The 20,799-nt window shown below is 73.2% G+C and carries 19 protein-coding genes, 1 pseudogene and 1 riboswitch; of the genes and pseudogenes, 14 read left to right on the top strand and 6 right to left on the bottom strand.

The genetic code is table 11. The features are described 5' to 3' along the window. Positions 1–55: 55 nt before the first annotated feature. Complete coding sequence (locus ACFC1X_RS27315; RefSeq protein ID WP_376358228.1) at positions 56–733, bottom strand: class II aldolase/adducin family protein; 678 nt, start codon at positions 731–733, stop codon at positions 56–58. Positions 734–957: 224 nt separating this feature from the next. On the opposite strand from ACFC1X_RS27315, the gene ACFC1X_RS27320 reads away from it, so the two are divergent. The 7 genes from ACFC1X_RS27320 to ACFC1X_RS27350 all read left to right on the top strand — a co-directional run bounded on the left by ACFC1X_RS27320 (position 958) and on the right by ACFC1X_RS27350 (position 9,416). Beyond that, entirely contained in the window at positions 958–2,187 is a 1,230-nt protein-coding gene (locus ACFC1X_RS27320; RefSeq protein ID WP_376358045.1) for an anion permease, read from the top strand. Positions 2,188–2,221: 34 nt separating this feature from the next. Then, positions 2,222–2,443 (top strand): hypothetical protein, encoded by a 222-nt coding sequence (locus tag ACFC1X_RS27325; protein ID WP_234953312.1) that lies wholly within the window; start codon positions 2,222–2,224, stop codon positions 2,441–2,443. A 136-nt stretch (positions 2,444–2,579) separates the two neighbouring features. Next, a riboswitch (cobalamin riboswitch) is annotated at positions 2,580–2,722 on the top strand. A gap of 99 nt (positions 2,723–2,821) precedes the next feature. After that, complete coding sequence (locus tag ACFC1X_RS27330; RefSeq protein ID WP_376358047.1) at positions 2,822–3,787, top strand: cobalamin biosynthesis protein; 966 nt, start codon at positions 2,822–2,824, stop codon at positions 3,785–3,787. Then, positions 3,784–5,292 carry a cobyric acid synthase gene (locus tag ACFC1X_RS27335; protein ID WP_376358049.1) on the top strand — a complete coding sequence of 503 codons (1,509 nt, stop codon included), beginning with the start codon at positions 3,784–3,786 and terminating at the stop codon, positions 5,290–5,292. The genes ACFC1X_RS27330 and ACFC1X_RS27335 overlap by 4 nt, the downstream gene beginning before the upstream one ends. 40 nt (positions 5,293–5,332) lie before the next feature. Further along, entirely contained in the window at positions 5,333–7,372 is a 2,040-nt protein-coding gene (locus ACFC1X_RS27340; RefSeq protein WP_376358052.1) for a putative cobaltochelatase, read from the top strand. Further along, complete coding sequence (gene cobO, locus ACFC1X_RS27345) at positions 7,372–7,971, top strand: cob(I)yrinic acid a,c-diamide adenosyltransferase (RefSeq protein WP_122614793.1); 600 nt, start codon at positions 7,372–7,374, stop codon at positions 7,969–7,971. The genes ACFC1X_RS27340 and cobO overlap by 1 nt, the downstream gene beginning before the upstream one ends. Beyond that, positions 7,968–9,416 (top strand): cobyrinate a,c-diamide synthase, encoded by a 1,449-nt coding sequence (locus ACFC1X_RS27350; protein ID WP_376358055.1) that lies wholly within the window; start codon positions 7,968–7,970, stop codon positions 9,414–9,416. The genes cobO and ACFC1X_RS27350 overlap by 4 nt, the downstream gene beginning before the upstream one ends. A gap of 11 nt (positions 9,417–9,427) precedes the next feature. On the opposite strand, the gene ACFC1X_RS27355 is transcribed toward ACFC1X_RS27350, so the two are convergent. Continuing rightward, entirely contained in the window at positions 9,428–10,156 is a 729-nt protein-coding gene (locus ACFC1X_RS27355; protein WP_376358058.1) for a ZIP family metal transporter, read from the bottom strand. 95 nt (positions 10,157–10,251) lie between these two features. Here ACFC1X_RS27355 and ACFC1X_RS27360 point away from each other — a divergent pair. Together ACFC1X_RS27360 and cobC are read left to right on the top strand one after the other, a co-directional pair. Then, positions 10,252–10,701: pseudogene (locus tag ACFC1X_RS27360) on the top strand (cobalamin biosynthesis protein); the annotation flags it as partial. A 22-nt stretch (positions 10,702–10,723) separates the two neighbouring features. Then, positions 10,724–11,812, top strand: a complete 1,089-nt coding sequence (gene cobC, locus ACFC1X_RS27365) for an Rv2231c family pyridoxal phosphate-dependent protein CobC (protein WP_376358061.1) — start codon at positions 10,724–10,726, stop codon at positions 11,810–11,812. 174 nt (positions 11,813–11,986) lie between these two features. Here cobC and ACFC1X_RS27370 read toward each other — a convergent pair whose 3' ends face one another. The 3 genes from ACFC1X_RS27370 to ACFC1X_RS27380 form a co-directional block, all read right to left on the bottom strand. Further along, on the bottom strand, positions 11,987–12,946 hold the full coding sequence (locus ACFC1X_RS27370; RefSeq protein ID WP_376358064.1) for an SCO1860 family LAETG-anchored protein: 960 nt from the start codon (positions 12,944–12,946) through the stop codon (positions 11,987–11,989). 186 nt (positions 12,947–13,132) lie between these two features. Continuing rightward, positions 13,133–14,224: an amidohydrolase family protein gene (locus tag ACFC1X_RS27375; RefSeq protein ID WP_376358067.1), complete on the bottom strand. Its 1,092-nt coding sequence runs from the start codon at positions 14,222–14,224 to the stop codon at positions 13,133–13,135. After that, entirely contained in the window at positions 14,221–14,694 is a 474-nt protein-coding gene (locus ACFC1X_RS27380; RefSeq protein WP_376358070.1) for a hypothetical protein, read from the bottom strand. Before ACFC1X_RS27380 ends, ACFC1X_RS27375 begins: the two co-directional genes overlap by 4 nt. Before the next feature lie 165 nt (positions 14,695–14,859). On the opposite strand from ACFC1X_RS27380, the gene ACFC1X_RS27385 reads away from it, so the two are divergent. The 5 genes from ACFC1X_RS27385 to thpD all read left to right on the top strand — a co-directional run bounded on the left by ACFC1X_RS27385 (position 14,860) and on the right by thpD (position 19,626). Next, complete coding sequence (locus ACFC1X_RS27385; protein ID WP_376358072.1) at positions 14,860–15,987, top strand: pyridoxal-phosphate-dependent aminotransferase family protein; 1,128 nt, start codon at positions 14,860–14,862, stop codon at positions 15,985–15,987. Between the two features lie 330 nt (positions 15,988–16,317). Further along, positions 16,318–16,830, top strand: coding sequence for a diaminobutyrate acetyltransferase (ectA, locus tag ACFC1X_RS27390; RefSeq protein ID WP_376358075.1), 513 nt, complete (start codon positions 16,318–16,320; stop codon positions 16,828–16,830). Positions 16,831–16,963: 133 nt separating this feature from the next. After that, positions 16,964–18,235, top strand: a complete 1,272-nt coding sequence (gene ectB, locus ACFC1X_RS27395; protein ID WP_376358078.1) for a diaminobutyrate--2-oxoglutarate transaminase — start codon at positions 16,964–16,966, stop codon at positions 18,233–18,235. A gap of 89 nt (positions 18,236–18,324) precedes the next feature. After that, positions 18,325–18,723: an ectoine synthase gene (locus ACFC1X_RS27400; protein ID WP_122614803.1), complete on the top strand. Its 399-nt coding sequence runs from the start codon at positions 18,325–18,327 to the stop codon at positions 18,721–18,723. Positions 18,724–18,726: 3 nt separating this feature from the next. Further along, positions 18,727–19,626 carry an ectoine hydroxylase gene (gene thpD, locus ACFC1X_RS27405; protein WP_376358231.1) on the top strand — a complete coding sequence of 300 codons (900 nt, stop codon included), beginning with the start codon at positions 18,727–18,729 and terminating at the stop codon, positions 19,624–19,626. Between the two features lie 74 nt (positions 19,627–19,700). Here the strand turns inward: thpD and ACFC1X_RS27410 are convergent, their stop codons facing one another. Then, positions 19,701–20,795: an aminotransferase class V-fold PLP-dependent enzyme gene (locus ACFC1X_RS27410; protein ID WP_376358081.1), complete on the bottom strand. Its 1,095-nt coding sequence runs from the start codon at positions 20,793–20,795 to the stop codon at positions 19,701–19,703. Between the last annotated feature and the right edge of the window lie 4 nt (positions 20,796–20,799).

A 20,799-nucleotide genomic window follows, 5' to 3' on the forward strand; every position in this document is an offset into this window, starting at 1 on the left:
GGACGGGGTGCGATCCCGCTGCCACCACCCCGGAACGGGCCGGACACGCGCCGCGTCAGCCCGGCTGGCCGTACCCCTGGAGCCGCTCCGCCGCCTCCGCCAACTGCCCCGGCGTCAGGAGCGACGGGGTGCGGCCCGGGACCGAGGAGGCCGTCAGCCAGAGCCGGCACATCCACTCCAGTTGGGCGGTGCGGTCGTAGGCCTGGTCGAGGGAGGTGCCGTAGGTGAGCGTGCCGTGGTTGCGCAGCAGGCAGCCGGTGCGGCCGGTGAGGGCGTCGAGCATGGAGCGGGCCAGTTCGTCGGTGCCGTAGGCGGCGTAGGGCGCGACCCGGACGGGGCCGCCGAGCGCGGCGGCCATGTAGTGCACCGGCGGCAGTTCGGGCACCAGCAGCGAGACGGCCGTCGCGTGCACGGCGTGGGTGTGGACGACGGCCCGGGCGGCGTCGTCCGCGCGGTACACGGCGAGGTGCAGGGGCAGTTCGCTGGTGGGGACCAGGGTGCCGAGCACCTGTCGTCCGTCGAGGGCGACGCCGGTCACGTCACCCGGGGCCAGACGGTCGTACGGCACACCCGAAGGGGTGACGAGGACCGTGTCGCCGACGCGCACCGAGACATTGCCGGAGGTGCCGACCACGAGCCCGTCCGCGACCGTGCGCCGGGCCGCCGCGACGAGTTCCGCCCAGGCCCGCTCCTCGTCCGGGCCGGCAGCCCGTCCGACCCGCGAATACGTCACAGTCACCGTCTCCTCACGAGCGCTCCCGCGCCTCTCCCGGCACGTCATGGACCGGTCTCGCGGCGATCCTGCCAGGGGCGTCTCCGGAGAGCACCGGGACGGCCACGCAGAGGGAGGCGGCGACGCCGCTTCCGGTCACCGCGGCGCCCTGCCCAGTTCATCTTCCGTTCACCATGGTTACCTACGTTCGTCCAGCCAATGACCTCGAACGATTGCCTGGGTAAATGGAAAGCTTCTCGCTGATCCTCGCGATTGTGGTGGTAACCGCACTCGCGTTTGATTTCACGAACGGTTTCCACGACACCGCGAACGCGATGGCAACGACCATTTCGACCGGTGCGCTCAAGCCCAAGGTGGCGGTGGCGATGTCCGCCGTCCTCAACCTTGTAGGCGCCTTCCTCTCGGTGGAGGTCGCCAACACGATCTCCAAGGGTCTCGTCGACGAGACCGGCATCCGTCCCGAGGTCATCTTCGCCGCCCTGGTCGGCGCGATCCTCTGGAACCTGCTGACCTGGCTGGTCGGCCTCCCGTCCAGTTCCTCGCACGCCCTGATGGGCGGTCTGATCGGTGCCGCGGTCGCCTCGGCCGGCGTCGGCGCGGTCAACGGCGACGCGCTCGTCACCAAGGTGCTGATCCCCGCGATCGCCGCCCCGCTCGTCGCGGGCCTCGCGGCGCTGCTCGGCGCACGGCTGACGTACAAACTCGGCCGCAGGGCCGACGGCAAGGCCGCCGCCAAGGGCTACCGCGCCGGGCAGATCGCCTCCGCCGGACTGGTCTCGCTGGCCCACGGCACCAACGACGCCCAGAAGACGATGGGCATCATCACCCTCGCCCTGGTCGCCGGCGGCTCGCTCGCCCCCGACTCCGACCCGCCCCTGTGGGTCATCCTCTCCGCGGGCGTCGCCATCGCGCTCGGCACCTACCTCGGCGGCTGGCGCATCATCCGCACCATGGGCAAGGGCCTGACCGACCTCCAGCCGCAGCAGGGCTTCGCCGCCCAGACCAGCGCCGCGACGGTCATCCTGGCCTCCTCCCACCTCGGTTTCTCCCTCTCCACCACGCACTCGGTCTCCGGTGCGGTGATGGGCGCGGGCCTCGGCCGCAAGGGCGGCGTGGTGCGCTGGTCCACGGCCACCCGGATGTTCGTCGCCTGGGGTCTGACGCTCCCGGCCGCGGCCCTGGTCGCCGCCATCGCCGAGTGGGTCTGCCGCCTCGGCGACTGGGGCACGGCGATCGTCGCGGTCTTCCTGGTGGTCTCCAGCGCCGCCATCTGGAAGATCTCCCGGCGCGAGGTCGTCGACCACACCAACGTCGTCGACCCCCACGAGCCCGAGTCGGCCGGTGTGGTCACCACGGCGATGGCCGCCGTCTCCCCGCCCCCGGCGCACGTGGCCGAGGAGCTGCCGGCCGACCCGTCCGAGGCCAAGACCCCGTCGGCCGCCACCACCGTCTGAGCCCGCGTCCCGGGTACGAAGGAAGCGAACCCCCATGAGCATCGACTGGGCAGCACTGGGCTCCGTCTTCGGCGTCAGCCTCGTGGCCACCGTGGCCCTGGTGGGCCTTTTCACCCTCGGCATCGTCGGACTCTCCCGCCAGGAGCGGGCCACCGCCGAGGGCGGCTCCGCTGCCCTCGCGGTCACCGGCGCGTACGCGTGCTTCGCGGCCTGCGCGGCGGCGGTGGCGTACGGCATCTATCTGATCGTCGCCTGACCCACCGAACACCCCCGGGGCGGGGCGCGGGACGGACTCGGACCGTCGCGCGCCCCGCCTCTTCGTGTACCGGCGCACACCACCCGTGTGTGGGGCTTCGCACACTCCCCCGCCGCAGGTCAACGCCAGGTTGACGGGTGTTCTCGGGCCGTGGTGGACTTCCGGGGCCATCTACGGCGGCAGGAGAGGAAGCCCGGTGCGATTCCGGCGCGGTCCCGCCACTGTGACCGGGGAGCAGACCCCGGTAGCCAGGAACTCTCACCGCCGGACTCTTCGAACCAGGGCGTGGACACCCTGAGTGAGGACGCGACGCGATGCCCGGCTGCCGACCGACGTTCAGTACCAGGTGCTCCCCTGCCCGTGTGACCGGCTGAACCCGTGCGTGCCGGACGCGTCTTCGCGTACGGCGCCGCCGCCGGCCTGCTCGGTGACCTCCTCCTCGGCGACCCGCGCCGCGGACACCCGGTCGCCGCGTTCGGCCGCGCCGCCGGTGCCGTGGAACGGGTGCTGTGGCGTGACCACCGGGGCTGGGGCGCGCTGCACACCCTGGTGTGCGCCGGTGGCGCCACCGCCCTGGGCTCGGCCGCCGCGCACGCCGTACGCCGCTCCCCCGCCGCCTCGGTCGCGCTGACCGGCGCGGCCACCTGGGCCGTGGTCGGCGGTACGTCGCTGGCGCGCGAGGCCCTCGTCATCGGCCGGGCCCTGGAGGCCGGGGACGTCGAGGCGGCCCGGGCGCGGCTGCCGCACCTGTGCGGGCGGGACCCGCAGGCACTGGACGCCGACGGGATCGCGCGGGCGGTCGTGGAGTCGGTCGCCGAGAACACCTCGGACGCGGTGGTGGGCGCCCTGGTCTGGGGTGCAGTCGGCGGAGTGCCGGGACTGCTCGGCTTCCGTGCGGTGAACACCCTGGACGCCATGGTCGGCCACAAGTCGCCCCGGTACCGGCGCTACGGCTGGGCCTCGGCCCGCCTCGACGACCTCGCGGGCTGGCCGGGCGCCCGCCTGACCGCCCTGCTGACCACCGTGGCCGGCGGCGATCCGCGGGGCGCCGTACGGGCCTGGCGCGCGGACGCCGGACGGCACCCGAGCCCCAACGCCGGTCCCGTGGAGGCGTCGTTCGCGGGCGCCCTCGGGGTGCGGCTCGGCGGGACGCTCTCCTACGGCGGGCGGGTCGAGCACCGGCCCGTGCTCAACGGGGCGGCGGGGCGCGCCGTCCGGGCCGGTTCCGGCGACATCGAACGGGCCGCTCGGCTCTCCCGGCGCGTGGGCTGGCTGGCGCTCGGCGTGTGCGCCGGCGCCCGGCTGCTGGTGCGCGGGGCCGTCAGGAAGGGACGTACGTCATGAACGGTGGACTCCTCGTCGCCGGCACCACCTCCGACGCCGGCAAGAGCGTCGTCACGGCCGGGATCTGCCGCTGGCTGGTGCGCCAGGGCGTGAAGGTCGCGCCCTTCAAGGCGCAGAACATGTCGCTCAACTCCTTCGTGACGCGCGAGGGCGCGGAGATCGGGCGGGCGCAGGCCATGCAGGCCCAGGCCTGCCGGGTGGAGCCGACCGCGCTGATGAACCCGGTGCTGCTCAAGCCCGGCGGTGAGCGCAGCAGCCAGGTGGTGCTGCTCGGCAAGCCGGTCGGCGAGATGACCGCCCGCGGCTACCACGGCGGGCGGCAGGAGCGGCTGCTCGGCACGGTGCTCGACTCGCTGGCCGAGCTGCGCGGCACCTACGACGCGGTGATCTGCGAGGGCGCGGGCAGCCCGGCCGAGATCAACCTGCGCCGCACCGACATCGTGAACATGGGGATCGCGCGGGGCGCCGGGCTGCCCGTGCTGATCGTCGGCGACATCGACCGCGGGGGCGTCTTCGCCTCCTTCTTCGGCACGGTGGCGCTGCTCTCGCCCGAGGACCAGGCGCTGGTCGCCGGGTTCCTCGTCAACAAGTTCCGCGGCGACGTGTCGCTCCTGGAGCCGGGCCTCGACATGCTGCACGGCCTGACCGGACGGCGGACGTACGGTGTGCTGCCCTTCCGGCACGGGCTCGGCATCGACGAGGAGGACGGGCTGCGGGTCTCGCTGCGCGGCACGGTGCGGGAGTCCGTGGTCGCGCCGCCGGTCGGCGAGGACGTGCTGCGGGTCGCCGTCTGCGCGGTCCCGCTGATGTCCAACTTCACGGACGTGGACGCGCTGGCCGCCGAACCGGGCGTGGTGGTGCGGTTCGTGGACCGGCCCGAGGAGCTGGCCGACGCCGACCTGGTGATCGTGCCGGGGACGCGCGGGACGGTCCGGGCGCTGGAGTGGCTGCGCGAGCGGGGGCTGGCGGAGGGCATCGCGCGCCGGGTGGCCGAGGGCCGGCCCGTGCTCGGCGTGTGCGGCGGGTTCCAGCTCCTCGGCGAGCACATCGAGGACGACGTCGAGTCGCGTGCCGGGCACGTCGACGGGCTCGGACTGCTGCCCGTGCGGGTGCGGTTCGCCCGCGAGAAGACCCTGACGCGACCGGTGGGCGAGGCGCTCGGCGAGCGCGTCGAGGGGTACGAGATCCACCACGGGGTCGCCGAAGTCCTGGGCGGCACACCCTTCTTGGACGGCTGCCGGGTCGGCCAGACCTGGGGCACGCACTGGCACGGCTCGCTGGAGTCGGACGGCTTCCGGCGGGCGTTCCTGCGCGAGGTGGCCGCCGCTGCGGGCCGCCGGTTCGTGCCGGCCCCCGACACCTCGTTCGCCGCGCTGCGCGAGGAGCAGCTCGACCGGCTCGGCGACCTGATCGAACAGCACGCGGACACCGACGCGCTGTGGCGGCTCATCGAGTCCGGCGCGCCGCCCGGGCTGCCCTTCGTGCCACCGGGGGCGCCCGCATGAGCCCGCAGGAACTTGAAGGCGACTTGGAGGACGACAACAAGTGAGTACCCCGTTCCCGTTCACGGCCGTCGTCGGCCAGGACGACCTGCGCCTCGCGCTGCTGCTGAACGCCGTCTCCCCGGCGGTCGGCGGCGTGCTGGTGCGCGGCGAGAAGGGCACCGCCAAGTCGACGGCCGTACGGGCGCTGTCGACGCTGCTGCCGGCGGTGTCGGTGGTCCCCGGCTGCCGCTTCTCCTGCTCCCCGGGGTCGCCCGACCCGGGCTGCCCCGACGGTCCGCACGAGCCCGGGACGGCCACCGAGCGTCCCTCGCGGATGGTCGAACTGCCCGTCGGCGCCTCCGAGGACCGGCTGGTCGGCGCCCTCGACATCGAGCGGGCGCTCGCGGAGGGCGTGAAGGCCTTCGAGCCCGGCCTGCTGGCCGACGCGCACCGCGGGATCCTGTACGTGGACGAGGTCAACCTCCTCCACGACCACCTGGTGGACCTGCTCCTCGACGCCGCCGCGATGGGCGCCTCGTACGTCGAGCGCGAGGGCGTGTCGGTGCGGCACGCCTCGAAGTTCCTGCTGGTCGGCACCATGAACCCCGAAGAGGGCGAGCTGCGGCCGCAGTTGCTGGACCGGTTCGGGCTGACGGTGGAGGTCGCCGCCTCGCGCGAGCCCGACCAGCGGGTGGAGGTCGTACGGCGCCGGCTCGCGCACGACGACGACCCGGCCGGTTTCGTCGCCCGCTGGGCGGACGAGGAGGCCGCCGTGCGGGCACGGATCGTGGCGGCCCGGGAGCTGCTGCCGTCGGTGTCGCTCGGCGACGCGGCGCTGCGGCAGATCGCGGCGACCTGCGCCGCCTTCGAGGTGGACGGCATGCGGGCCGACATCGTGATGGCCCGGACCGCGACCGCGCTGGCGGCCTGGGCCGGGCGGACCGACGTCCTGGCGGAGGACGTCCGCCAGGCGGCGCTGCTGGCGCTGCCGCACCGGCGGCGGCGCAACCCGTTCGACGCGCCCGGCCTCGACGAGGACAAGCTCGACGAGACGCTGGAGGAGTTCGGCGACCAGGGCGAGGACGACCCCGATCCGGACCCGGACCAGGACCCCGACCCCGGTCCCGACGGTCCCGGTGGCGGCGGTGGACGGCCGCCCGAGGAGGGCCCGCAGGACGGTGCGGACGACGCGGGCGTCCCGCCCGAGGCCGGTACCGGTGACGAACCGGGGCCGGTGCCCGCCGGGGGCGGCGCCGGGGAGCGGTCCGCCGTACCGGCCGCCGAGCCGTTCCGGACCAAGGTGCTGAGCGTGCCCGGACTCGGCGAGGGGGCCGCCGGGCGGCGCTCCCGGGCCCGGACCGAACACGGGCGGACCACCGGCGCCCGCCGGCCGCGGGGCGCGCTCACCAAGCTGCACCTGGCGGCGACCGTTCAGGCGGCGGCTCCGCACCAGCGGGAGCGCGGCCGGGCGGGGCGCGGTCTGGTGGTGCGCCGGGACGACCTGCGGCAGGCGACCCGCGAGGGGCGCGAGGGCAACCTCGTGCTGTTCGTCGTGGACGCCTCCGGGTCGATGGCGGCACGGCAGCGGATGAGCGCCGTGAAGGGCGCCGTGCTGTCGCTGCTGCTCGACGCCTACCAGCGGCGGGACAAGGTGGGTCTGGTGACCTTCCGGGGTTCGGCCGCCGACGTGGCGCTGCCGCCGACCTCGTCGGTGGACGCGGCGGCCTCCCGGCTGGAGTCGCTGCCGACCGGCGGGCGTACCCCGCTCGCGGCCGGGCTGCTCAAGGCGCACGAGGTGCTGCGGGTGGAGCGGCTGCGGGACCCGGCACGCCGGGCGCTGGTCGTGGTGGTCACCGACGGTCGGGCCACCGGCGGGCCGGAACCGGTCGCGTTGGCGTCGCGCGCGGCGCGGCTGTTCGCGGCCGAGGGCACCGCCTCCGTGGTCGTGGACTGCGAGTCGGGGCCGATCCGGCTGGGGCTCGCCGGGCAGCTCGCGGGTGAGCTGGGCGGTACGGCGGTGACCCTCGACGAGTTGCGGGCGGACTCGATCGCGGGGCTGGTCAAGGATGTGCGGGATACCGGAACAAGGAGGGCCGCGTAGTGCCCAAGGGACAGCCGAGTGTCGTACCGGACGACGGACTGACGACCCGACAGCGGCGCAACCGGCCGCTGGTCTTCGTGCACACGGGGATCGGGAAGGGCAAGTCCACCGCCGCCTTCGGGCTGGCGCTGCGCGCCTGGAACCAGGGGTGGCCCGTCGGGGTGTTCCAGTTCGTCAAGTCGGCCAAGTGGAAGGTCGGCGAGGAGAACGCCCTGCGGGTGCTCGGTGCGTCCGGTGAGGGCGGCACCGTCGACTGGCACAAGATGGGCGAGGGGTGGTCCTGGGTCCAGCGCGACCAGCAGCAGGACAACGAGGAGAAGGCCCGGGAGGGCTGGGAGCAGGTCAAGCGCGACCTCGCCGCCGAGACGTACAAGCTGTACGTGCTGGACGAGTTCGCCTACCCGCTGCACTGGGGGTGGATCGACACCGACGAGGTGGTGTCCGTGCTGCGTGACCGGCCCGGCACCCAGCACGTCGTGATCACCGGGCGGAACGCGCCGCAGCAGCTGGTGGACTTCGCGGACCTGGTCACCGACATGTCCAAGGTCAAGCACCCGATGGACACCGGCCAGAAGGGGCAGAGGGGCATCGAGTGGTGACAGCCTCCGTCCCCAGGCTGGTCGTGGCCGCGCCCTCCTCGGGCAGCGGCAAGACCACCGTGGCCACCGGGCTGATGGCCGCGCTCGCCGCGCGGGGGCTCGCCGTGTCCCCGCACAAGGTCGGGCCCGACTACATCGACCCCGGGTACCACGCGCTGGCCACCGGGCGGACGGGACGCAACCTCGACGCCTACCTGTGCGGGCCCGAGCTGGTGGAGCCGCTGTTCCTGCACGGGGCGCGCGGCTGCGACATCGCCGTGATCGAGGGCGTGATGGGGCTGTACGACGGGGCGGCCGGGGAGGGCGAACTCGCCTCCACCGCACACGTGGCCAAGCTGCTGCGGGCGCCCGTGGTGCTGGTCGTGGACGCGTCGGCGCAGTCGCGGTCGGTGGCGGCGCTGGTGCACGGGTTCGTGTCCTTCGATCCGGACGTGCGTGTCGGGGGCGTGATCCTGAACAAGGTCGGGTCGGACCGGCACGAGGTGATGCTGCGGGAGGCGTTGGACTCCGTCGGGGTGCCGGTGCTGGGGGCGTTGCGGCGGGCCGCGCCGGTGGAGACGCCGTCGCGGCATCTGGGGCTGGTGCCGGTTGCCGAGCGGGGGGCGGCGGCGGTCGACGCCGTCGGGGCGATGGCGGCGTTGGTCTCCGACGGGTGTGATCTGGAGGGGCTGGTGGCGTTGGCCCGGGGGGCGGGGGCGTTGCCGGGTGCGGCTTGGGACGCGGGTGAGGTGCTTGTTTCCTCGCCCCCGCCGCCCCTTCCCGTCCCGAACCTGGGGGCTGCGCCCCCAGACCCCCGCTTTCGGCCTGGACGGCCTCGTCCTCAAACGCCGGACGGGCTGAAGAATGCCCGGGTGGCTGTTGCGGGCGGGGCCGCGTTCACCTTTTCCTATGCCGAGCATGCCGAACTGCTCGCGGCGGCGGGGGCCGAGGTCGTCGTCTTCGATCCGTTGCGGGACGAGGAGTTGCCGGAGGGGACGCGGGGGCTGGTGATCGGGGGCGGGTTTCCGGAGGTGTACGTCTCCGAGCTGTCGGCCAACGAGGGGCTGCGGAAGTCCGTCGCCGAGCTGGCGCTCGGGGGTGCGCCCGTCGCGGCGGAGTGTGCGGGGCTGCTGTACCTGGGGCGGGAGCTGGACGGGCTGCCCATGTGCGGGGTGCTGGACGCCTCCGCGCGGATGTCGGGGCGGCTCACCCTCGGGTACCGGGACTGCGTGGCGCTGACCGACAGTCCGCTGGCCGTGGCGGGGACGCGGATGCGGGGGCACGAGTTCCACCGGACCGTCGTGGAGCCGGGGGCCGGGGCGACACCCGCGTGGGGGATGCGGACGCCCGAACGGCGCGTCGAGGGGTTCGTCGAGGGTGGTGTGCACGCGAGTTACCTGCACACGCACTGGGCGGCGGAGCCGTCGGTCGCCCGTCGGTTCGTGGAGAGGTGCCGGACGTCGTGAACGGCGGCCGCTCACTCCGCGATGCCCACCACCAGCCAGATGAAGGCCGCGCCGGCGACCGTGCACAGCAGGGTCGAGCGAGCCGGGTGCTCGTGGTGGGCCTCGGGCAGGATCTCGGCCGCGGCGAGGTAGAGCAGTACGCCGCCGAACAGGCCGAGGTACGCGCCGAGCGCGCCCTCCGGGATCGAGAAGAGCAGGGTGGAGGCCGCGCCCGCCACGGGTGCCAGGGCGTCGGCGACCAGCATCGCGATCGCGCGGCGGCGGGCGTTCCCGTACAGGCTGGTCAGCGTGTACGTGTTGAAACCGTCCGCGAAGTCGTGGGCGATCACCGCCATCGCCACCGCCGCGCCCATGCCGCCGCCCACCTGGAAGGCGGCGCCGATCGCCACGCCGTCCATCGCGCTGTGCCCCACCATCGCGGCGGCCGCCGTGAGGCCCACCTGGGGCGAGCGCCGCTCGTGCTCGTCGGCGCCGTGCGCGGCGCGGCGGGCGGCCAGCAGGCGTTCCACCAGGTGCGCGAGGAGGAAGCCGGCGACGAAGAGCAGCAGCGCCTCGGGTACGCCGAACACCTCGTCGCCGGCCGCCTCCAGTGCCTCGGGCAGCAGGTCGAGGCCGACGACGCCCAGCATCAGGCCGCCGGCCAGCCCCAGGACCAGGTGGCGCCGGTCGGTCACGCGCTGTGCCGTCCAGCCGCCGGCCAGCGTCATCAGGAACGCGCCGAGCGCGACGAAGACCGCCATGGGCCCTTGCTATCCGATCAGGGCGCGTTCCCACGTGCACGACAGCGGCAACGGCGGTAAATATGCGCAGGATGAGCGGGACGGGAGCGGATTCCATGCCCGGAATGCCCGGACGTGCGGTGCGGCCCGCGTCGTCGGTCGTCGTCGGTGTCGGCGCGTCCCGGGGCGTGCCGGTCGACGAGGTGCTCGCGCTGGTGGCGCTGGCGCTGGGCGAGGCGGGGCTGGACTCCGCATCGGTCACGGAGCTGGCCACCCTGGACACGAAGGCCGCGGAGCCCGGGATCGCCGGGGCCGCCGAGCGGCTGGGCGTGCCGCTGGTGACCTACAGCGCCGCTGAACTGGCGGCGGTCGGGGTGCCCCATCCCTCCGGTGCCGCGTTCGCGGCCGTGGGCACCGCGTCGGTCGCCGAGGCGGCGGCGCTGGCGGGTGGCGGTGCGCTTCTCGTGCCCAAGCTCAGGTCGGCGGCGCGTCCGGCGCGGGCGACCTGCGCGGTGGTAAGCCGGTCCGGGCGCGGGACGGCGGACCCGGGCGCCGGGGCGGAGGACGGGGTGCGGCACCATCACGCGTATGGACACGCACACTCCCATGCGCGCTGAGCCGGGAACCCGGGGCCACGACCTGCGGCACCACGGGGACGCCGAGGTACGCGACGACGGCTCGGCGCTGGTGGACCTCGCGGTGAACGTCCGCGCGGACACGCCGCCGGTGTGGCTGCGCGAGCACGTGGCCGCCTCGCTGGGCTCGCTGGCCGCCTACCCCGACGGGCGGGCGGCGCGGGCCGCGGTGGCGGAGCGGCACGGGCTGCCGGTGGAGCGGGTGCTGCTGACGGCCGGGGCGGCGGAGGCGTTCGTGCTGCTGGCGCGGGCGCTGAAGGTGCGGCGGCCGGTCGTGGTGCACCCCCAGTTCACGGAGCCGGAGGCGGCGCTGCGGGACGCCGGGCACACGGTCGACCGGGTGCTGCTGCGGGCCGCGGACGGCTTCCGCCTCGACCCGGCGGCCGTCCCGGAGGACGCCGACCTGGTGGTGGTCGGCAACCCGACCAACCCGACGTCGGTCCTGCACCCGGCGGACGTGCTCACGGGGCTGGCCCGTCCCGGGCGGACCCTGGTCGTGGACGAGGCGTTCATGGACGCGGTGCCGGGCGAGCGGGAGGCGCTGGCCGGGCGCACCGACGTACCCGGGCTGATCGTCCTGCGCAGCCTCACCAAGACGTGGGGGCTGGCGGGGCTGCGCATCGGCTACGTCCTGGCGGCGCCCGAGACGGTGGCCGAGCTGGAACGCGCGCAGCCCCTGTGGCCGGTGTCCACGCCCGCGCTGGCGGCCGCCGAGGCGTGTGTGGCGCCGCGGGCGCTGGCGGAGGCGGCCCACGCCGCCCACCGCGTCGCCGCGGACCGGGCCCATCTGGTCGCCGGGCTCGGGGAGTTCGCCGGGGCCGGCCTGCGGGTCGTCGAGCCCGCCGAGGGCCCCTTCGTCCTCGTCCGCCTCCCGCACGCCGCCGCGGTACGCCACCGGCTGCGCGGCCTCGGATTCGCGGTACGGCGCGGGGACACGTTCCCCGGACTGGACGAGGAGTGGCTACGCCTCGCGGTCCGGGACCGGGCCACGTCCGACAGGTTCCTGCGGGCGCTGGCAGGGGCGATACCGGCCCCGGCCTGACGACCCCGGCCGCGAGGCGCGGGAGCAGATCCGCCCTCACGGGGCTCGACCCGGGCGGGACGCGCGCCGACGGGACCGCCCCCCGCACGCACGCCCCGCCGAGGCCGGCCCCGGCGGGGTCTGCGGCGGCCGGGCCACGCCGGTCGCCGCATGTGCCGCCGTCCCCTTGACGCGTCAGCCGCGTCCGCGTCGGGCCAGGACCAGCGCTCCGCCGCCCGCCAGGACCAGGGCCGCGGCGCCGGCCGCGACGTACGGGGTCGCGGAGCTGCCGCCCGTCTCGGCGAGGTCGGCCTCGGCGCGGGCGCCCTGGGGCTTGACCTCGGTCGCCGGTTCGGCGGCGGGCTCGGCGTCCTGGTCGGCCGGGGGCTCCTCCTCGGCCTTCACCGGCGGCTGCTCGGCCTCGTCCGCGGGCGCCGTCGGTGCCTCGCAGGTCGCCTTCGCCAGGGTGACGGTGCCGTGCACCTCGGCGACGTTCAGGTCGAGCGGGTTGACGGACACCTTCAGTTCGAGCGCGGTGGCGGCCGCCGTACGGGAGGTGGTCTCGGTCTTCGACAGGTCGAGCCGCACCTCGCCGACGCCGGGCACCTTCACGTCCGTCGTCCCGGCCGTGGTCAGCGTGACCTTCTTGCCGAGGACCGTCACGGCGCCCAGCAGGTTGGCCTCGGCGGCCGGCTTCTTCCCGGCCTCGCAGGTCGCCCTGGAGGTGACCTGCTCGACCTCGATCACCGACAGCAGCGGCAGCCCGGGGACGTGGAGCCGCGCGCCCGCGAGCTTGGTGCGGCCCTCGCTCTTCCCGGCGTCCGCGGTCGCCGCGGCCTCGGCCACGTCGGCGCGCAGGACGCTGAAGGGCTTGCCGCCGTCGACGCCGTCCAGCCGGGCGGTCAGCGCGGTCTTCTCGGCGCTCTCGGGGGCCTGCACCTCGTTGAGGGTGACCGCGAGCGGGACGTTCACGGTCTTGTTGAGCAAGGAGACGTCGAGCCCGGTGCGCAGCACGGTGGCGCTCGCGCGGCCGTGGTCACCGGTCGCGTGGGCGGCGCCCGCGCCGGCCAGGGTCACGGGACCCGCGGCCAGGGCCGTGGCCGCCGCGACGGTGGCGAGGCGGCGTGCGGGCATGCGGAAGGTGTTGCCGTTCAAGGTGGTGGGACCCCCAGTGAGACATGCGTGCGGGACACGCATGAGCGACATGCTTGGGACCCGGAAAGAATGTCCCCGCGCACGCCGAACCGTCAGCGATCCAGGGTCACTTCACCCCTTCGTGGAGTTTTGGCGAACCCTTTCGAATCTTCCGGCACGGGTGTTCGCCGCCGTCACTCCCCTCGGCTAACCGACGACCCGCCCGTTCAGCACCACCCGGCGCGGAGCGGCGAGCACGCGCACGTCGGCGCGCGGATCCTCGTCGTACACCACCAGGTCCGCCGGCGCCCCCTCGTCGAGGCCCGGGCGCCCGAGCCAGCTCCGCGCGGCCCAGGTGGTCGCGGCGAGGGCCTCCAGGGGCGGGATGCCGGCGGTGACCAGTTCGGCGACCTCCGCCGCGGCCAGGCCGTGGGCCAGGGAGCCGCCCGCGTCGGTGCCGACGAAGACGGGGACACCGGCGTCGTAGGCGCTGCGCACGGTGTCGTAGCGGCGTTCGTGCAGTCGGCGCATGTGGGCCGACCAGCGTGGGAAGCGGGACTCGCCGCCGTCGGCGAGGGCGGGGAAGGTGGCGATGTTGACGAGGGTCGGCACGATGGCGACGCCCCGTTCGGCGAAGAGCGGGATCGTGTCGTCCGTGAGGCCCGTGGCGTGTTCGACGCAGTCGATGCCGGCCTCGACCAGGTCGCGCAGGGAGTCCTCGGCGAAGCAGTGCGCGGTGACGCGGGCGCCGAGGCGATGGGCCTCCGCGATCGCCGCCTCCACGGCGCCGCGCGGCCAGCAGGCCGACAGGTCGCCGAGGTCGCGGTCGATCCAGTCGCCGACCAGCTTCACCCAGCCGTCGCCGCGGCGGGCCTCCTGGGCGACGTAGGCGACGAGGTCGTCCGGCTCGACCTCCCAGGCGTAGTTGCGGATGTAGCGGCGGGTGCGGGCGATGTGCCGCCCGGCCCGGATGATCTTCGGGAGGTCCTCGCGGTCGTCGATCCAGCGGGTGTCGGACGGTGAGCCCGCGTCGCGGATGAGCAGCGTTCCCGCGTCCCGGTCGGTCAGCGCCTGCTTCTCGGCCACGTCCTCGGGGACGGCGCCGTGCTGGTCGAGGCCGACGTGGCAGTGCGCGTCGACCAGGCCGGGCAGCGCCCACCCCTCGACGGTGCGGACGTCGCTGGCGCCGGCGGGCCGGTCGTAGGAGACCCGGCCGTCGATCACCCACACCTCGTCGCGGACCTCGTCCGGTCCGACGAGCACCCGACCCTTGACGTGCAGCACCGCGCGATCGCTCATGCTCGCACCCTAAACCGGGCCCCGGGGGTGTTCGAAAGGCCGGCCGCGAGGGCGCTCCCCGCGGCGGTCAGGGCGAGGACGGCGGTGCCCGGGTTGACGTAGCCGGGGACGTCGTCACTGGTGTAGTCGTCGCCGTCGGAGGTCTCGCAGACGAAGCCCAGGGGCAGGAAGGAGACCGACTGGTCGATGACGTGGAGGGCCCGCTCCTCGTACCCCGGCATCCGGCAGGGAGGCGCCGGCGCCGAGTTCGCACCACCGTTGGACTCCATGGCGGCGCCCGCCACGTGCAGCAGACCCCAGCCGTACACCGCCACCGCGGCCGCACCGGCGAACGCGGCGAGGGCGTGGAGCAGCGGTCCGGCGCCGGGGCCCCGGGCACGGCGGGCGGCGAGGACGCTCGCGCCGTGGCCGGCGAGTCCCATGGCCGACACCACGGCGATCACGACGAGAAGCAGAAGTACCAGGAACACAGGGCGAGTTCATCAGCCCGGAGACCCTCACCGCTGTTGCGGAAGCCACAATTCCGGGCGTGGGGGTGTCGCAACGGATGGACTCGGTAGCGAGTGCCGGAAGTGGTCATGGTTACTCTCGACTCGTACGTTCCGTACACCAGCCGTACTGAAGAGAGCCCCGCCGTGACCCATCCCCTCCTGGACCTCCCCCCGCTGAGCGCCGGCCGTTTCGCCGCGATCGAGGACCGGGTCGCGCGTCTGCTCGGGACCGCGCAGGACGTCGTGGTCATGCAGGGTGAGGCGCTGCTGCCGCTGGAGGGCGCGATCCGCGCCGCCGCGGGGCCGGGCACCGTGGCGCTCAACATCGTCACCGGACCGTACGGGCAGACCTTCGGGAACTGGCTGCGGGACTGCGGCGCGACCGTGCACGACCTCGCCGTGCCGTTCCACACGGCCGTCTCCGCCGAGCAGGTCCGCGGGGCCTTCGCGGAGCACCCGGAGATCGACTTCGTGTCGCTGGTGCACGCCGAGGCGGCGACCGGCAACACCAACCCGGTCGCGGAGATCGGCGAGGCCGTCCGGGCGCAGGGCGCGCTGTTCTACCTGGACGCCGTGGCCTCCGTGGGCGCCGAGCCGGTGCTGCCGGACGCGTGGGGCGTGGACCTGTGCGTGATCGGCGCGCAGAAGGCGATGGGCGGTCCGGCCGGAGTCTCGGCGGTGTCGGTCAGCGAGCGGGCGTGGGCGCGGATGGCGGCGAACCCGGCGGCACCGCGCCGGTCGTACCTCTCCCTGCTGGACTGGAAGGAGCGCTGGATCGACGGCGGCCGCAAGGCCCTGCTGCACGCGCCGGCCCAGCTGGAGATGCTCGCGCTGGAGGCCTGCGTGGAGCGCATCGAGGCGGAGGGCCCCCAGACGGTGATGGCGCGGCACGCGTCGGCCGCGGCGGCCACCCGGGCCGGCGCCCTCGCGCTGGGCGGCCTGGAGCCGTACGTGTACGAGGCGAAGGAGGCGGCGCCGGTCGCCACGACCCTGCGGACGCCGTCGGACGTCGACGCGTCCGCGCTGGTGGCCCGGGCCCTGGCCGCCGACCCCGCGCTGCCGCTGGCCGCGGGCGGGGGCGCGCTGGCCGGCGAGATGGTCCGGGTCAACCACTACGGTCCGGACGCGACGCTCATGGCCGTACAGGGCTGTCTGACGGCACTGGGTGCCGCGCTGACGGAGACGGGACGGAAGGCCGATCCGGAGGGCGCCCGGCGGGCCGCCGGGGACGCCTGGGAGCGGCCGGTCGGAGCCGGCCTTTCCGGAGCATGAATTCAAGGGAATTCCCTTATCCCGCACTTACTCAATAGAGGAATTCCCGTCCAGCGCAGGATCCCATATTCTTCTGCCCGCTTTCTCTTGACCTAAACACAAAGATTTCGCGAACGTGGAGCTACGCATTTCGGACACGTCTCGCATGGGTTACGAGATTGTGACCCGATACACATGCTGTCCGCTTCGCGGAGTTTGACCCGGTCAAATCACCACAAGTTGCCGTCGCCTCGCGCGGAGGTACGCGCCCGCGTGATAACACACGAGGCAGCGATCCGTAACCCCATCCGACGATGCAATTTTGAAATTCCCTCGGTAAATTCAATTTGCATGACTGCCGCGCAAGCAGACCTGCAAATCGATCGTCCGAGAGTGGCCGACGGCGCCGCCCTGTGGCGGATAGCTAAGGATTCCAAGGCCCTCGACCTGAACTCGTCCTACAGCTACCTGCTCTGGTGCCGGGACTTCGCCGCCACCTCGGCCGTTGCTCGCGACGGGCACGGGGTGCCGGTCGGCTTCGTCACCGGCTACATCCGGCCCGACCGGCCGGACACGCTGCTGGTGTGGCAGGTGGCCGTGGACGAGGCGTACCGTGGACGAAGGCTCGCGGCTTCACTGCTCGACGGGCTGGTCGCCCGCACTGTCGCGGAGTGCGCGACGACGACCTTGGAGACCACCATCTCCCCCGACAACACCGCGTCCCAGCGGTTGTTCACCTCGTTCGCCGAGCGGCACGGTGCCCGGCTCGATCGCGAGGTGCTGTTCGACACGGACCTCTTCCCGGACGGGCCGCACGAGCCCGAGGTCCTGTACCGCATCGGTCCCCTGACCGCAGCCGGCTGACCCGCCGGACGCCCGGACGGCCGGGCACCCCTGACCGTCCGGCCCCACAGACTTCCCGCCGGGACCACACCGGTTCCCGCCGGATTCGTACGACCTTCCTCTCCCACCCTCACCCAACGAGGAGCGATTCGTCGTGACCATCACCCAGCCCGACCTCAGCGTCTTCGAGACCGTCGAGTCCGAGGTGCGTAGCTACTGCCGCGGCTGGCCCACCGTGTTCGACCGTGCGGTGGGCAGCCGCATGTACGACGAGGACGGCCACGAGTACCTCGACTTCTTCGCCGGAGCGGGCTCTCTCAACTACGGGCACAACAACGCGGTCCTGAAACGCGCGCTGATCGACTACCTGGAGCGAGACGGCGTCACGCACGGTCTCGACATGTCGACCACCGCGAAGCGCCGCTTCCTGGAGACGTTCCAGGACATCATCCTGCGCAAGCGTGACCTGCCGTACAAGGTCATGTTCCCGGGCCCGACGGGCACCAACGCCGTGGAGTCCGCGCTCAAGCTGGCACGCAAGGTGAAGGGGCGCGAGTCGATCGTGTCGTTCACCAACGCCTTCCACGGCATGTCGCTGGGCTCGCTGGCCGTGACCGGCAACGCCTTCAAGCGGGCCGGCGCCGGCATCCCGCTGGTGCACGGCACGCCGATGCCGTTCGACAACTACTTCGACGGCACCGTCGAGGACTTCCTCTGGTTCGAGCGGCTGCTCGAGGACCAGGGCTCCGGCCTGAACAAGCCGGCCGCCGTGATCGTCGAGACGGTGCAGGGCGAGGGCGGCATCAACGTCGCCCGGCCCGAGTGGCTGCGCGCCTTGTCGGAATTGTGCGAACGCCAGGACATGCTTCTCATCGTGGACGACATCCAGATGGGCTGCGGCCGGACCGGCGCCTTCTTCTCCTTCGAGGAGGCGGGCATCACGCCGGACATCGTGACCGTGTCCAAGTCGATCAGCGGCTACGGTCTGCCGATGTCGCTGTGCCTGTTCAAGCCGGAGCTGGACGTCTGGGAGCCGGGCGAGCACAACGGCACCTTCCGCGGCAACAACCCGGCCTTCGTCACCGCGACCGCCACGCTGGAGACGTACTGGGCCGACGGGTCGGCGATGGAGAAGCAGACCCGCACCCGTGGTGAGCAGGTCGAGCAGCACATGATCGCCATCACCGAGGAGAACCTCGCGGACGTCAAGGAGTACCGGGGCCGCGGCCTGGTCTGGGGCCTGGAGTTCCACGACAAGGACCGCGCGGGGAAGGTCGCCAAGCGCGCCTTCGAGCTCGGGCTGCTCATCGAGACGTCCGGCCCCGAGAGCGAGGTCGTCAAGCTGCTCCCGGCGCTCACCATCACGCCCGAAGAGCTGGACGAGGGCATGAAGACCCTCGCCCGGGCCGTGCGTGAGACGGCCTGACACCACCACCGCTTCCGGCGCCTTCGGCCCGCGTGACCGAGGGCGCCGGGGACCCTGCACACCCTTCACCTAGGAGGCATCGCAACACCGTGATCGTCCGTTCGTTCAAGGAGATCGAAGGCACCGACCGGCACGTGAAATCGGCGTCCGGCACCTGGGAGAGCAAGCGCATCGTCCTCGCGAAGGAGAAGGTCGGCTTCTCCCTCCACGAGACGATTCTGTACGCGGGTACGGAGACGTCGATGTGGTACGCGAACCACATCGAGGCCGTCGTCTGTACCCAGGGCGAAGCCGAGTTGACCGACCGCGAGACGGGGAAGACGTACACCATCACGCCGGGCACGATGTACCTCCTCAACGGCCATGAGCGGCACACGCTCAAGGTCAAGGAGGACTTCCACTGCCTGTGCGTCTTCAACCCGCCCGTGACCGGACGGGAGGACCACGACGAGAACGGCGTCTACCCGCTGCTCACCGAGGAGGTGTGAGTCATCGTGACCATGACCACGAACGTCACCGATCTCTATCCCACCCGCGGCGCCACCGAGGTGGCAACCCCCCGGCAGGACCCGGTGGTCTGGGGCTCCCCCGACACGCCCGGTCCGGTCTCGCAGGGTGACCTCCAGTCCTTGGACCGCGACGGGTTCCTCGCCATCGACCAGCTCATCGGGCCGGACGAGGTCGGGGTCTACCAGCGGGAGCTGGAGCGGCTCACCACCGACCCGGCCATCCGCGCGGACGAGCGCTCGATCGTCGAGCCGCAGTCCAAGGAGATCCGGTCGGTCTTCGAGGTGCACAGGATCAGCGAGGTCTTCGCCAACCTCGTGCGGGACGAACGAGTGGTCGGACGGGCCCGGCAGATCCTCGGCTCGGACGTCTACGTCCACCAGTCGCGGATCAACGTCAAGCCCGGCTTCGGGGCCAGCGGCTTCTACTGGCACTCGGACTTCGAGACCTGGCACGCCGAGGACGGTCTGCCGAACATGCGGACGATCTCGGTCTCGATCGCGCTCACCGAGAACTACGACACCAACGGCGGTCTCATGATCATGCCGGGGTCGCACAAGACGTTCCTCGGGTGCGCGGGGGCCACGCCGAAGGACAACTACAAGAAGTCCCTGATGATGCAGGACGCGGGGACGCCGTCCGACGAGGGTCTGACGAAGATGGCCTCGGAGTACGGCATCAAGCTGTTCACCGGCAAGGCCGGTTCGGCGACCTGGTTCGACTGCAACTGCATGCACGGGTCGGGCGACAACATCACGCCGTTCCCGCGCAGCAACGTGTTCATCGTCTTCAACAGCGTCGAGAACACCGCGGTCGAGCCGTTCGCGGCACCGATCCGGCGGCCGGACTTCGTCGGCGCGCGGGACTTCACTCCGGTGAGGTGACCCGCATCTGAACTCGGGCAGGGGCCTTTTGTGTGGGACAGGAGGCTCCTGCCCGATGCCATGTCCTGAGGTCTTCAGCCGGCCAGCACGTCCAGCAGCCGGTCGACGTCCGCCGCCGTGTTGTACAGGTGGAAGGCGGCCCGCAGGTTGCCCGCCCGGTCGGAGACCTCGACGCCGGCCCGGCTCACCTCGTCCCGGCGCCGGCCGAGGCCGGGCACGGACACGATGGCGGAGCCCGGCGCGGCCACCGGCTCGTGGCCCAGCGACAGCACCCCCGCGCGGAACCGGTCGGCGAGACCGGTGTCGTGGGCGTGCACGGCGTCCACGCCCAGCTCCTCGAGCAGCGCCAGGGAGTGCCGGGCGCCGGTGTACGAGAACACCGCGGGGCTCTCGTCGTAGCGCCGGGCCGAGTGCGCCAGCTCCTGGACGGGGCCGTAGCAGCTGTCCCAGGGGCGCTCCCCCGACGCCCAGCCGGCGAACAGCGGCGTCAGCCCGGCCGACACCCCCAGGTCCTCCGGTACGACGAGGAAGGCGACGCCGCGCGGGCAGAGCACCCACTTGTAGGCGACGGCGACCACGAAGTCGAAGTCGTCCGCGGCCGTCGGCAGCCAGCCGTTCGCCTGGGAGACGTCGATCAGCGTCCGCGCCCCGTGCGCCCGGGCCGCTTCCCGCAGCGCCGCGAGGTCGGCGATCCGCCCGTCGGCCGACTGAACCGAGCTGACCGCGACGAGCGCGGTCTCCGGGCCCACCGACTCGGCGAGGCGCTCCAGGGGCACACTGCGCACCTTGAGGTCGCCCCGCATGTACAGGGGGTTCACCAGCGAGGCGAAGTCGGCCTCCGCGGTGAGGACTTCGGCGCCCGCGGGCAGTGCGGCGGCGACCAGGCCGCTGTAGGTGGCCACCGAGGCACCGGCCGCGACCCGGGTGGCGGGCACCCCCACGAGCCGGGCGTAGGCGGACCGGCACGCCTCGACGTCGGCGAACATGTCGAGCGGCTGCCCGGCCGCGGCCGACGCCGCCGCGTCCCGCATCGCGACGAGGGTCCTGGCGGGCAGCAGGCCGGTGCTGGCCGTGTTGAGGTACGTGGTCTTCGGGGCGAACTCGGCACGGACGAGATTCTCGAAGCTCTCCATGGCACCACTGTGCGGCCCCGTGACCTCCCCGTCCATTGCG

Origin of the sequence: Streptomyces sp. NPDC056128, from assembly GCF_042263835.1 — a bacterium.
Taxonomy (GTDB): domain Bacteria; phylum Actinomycetota; class Actinomycetes; order Streptomycetales; family Streptomycetaceae; genus Streptomyces.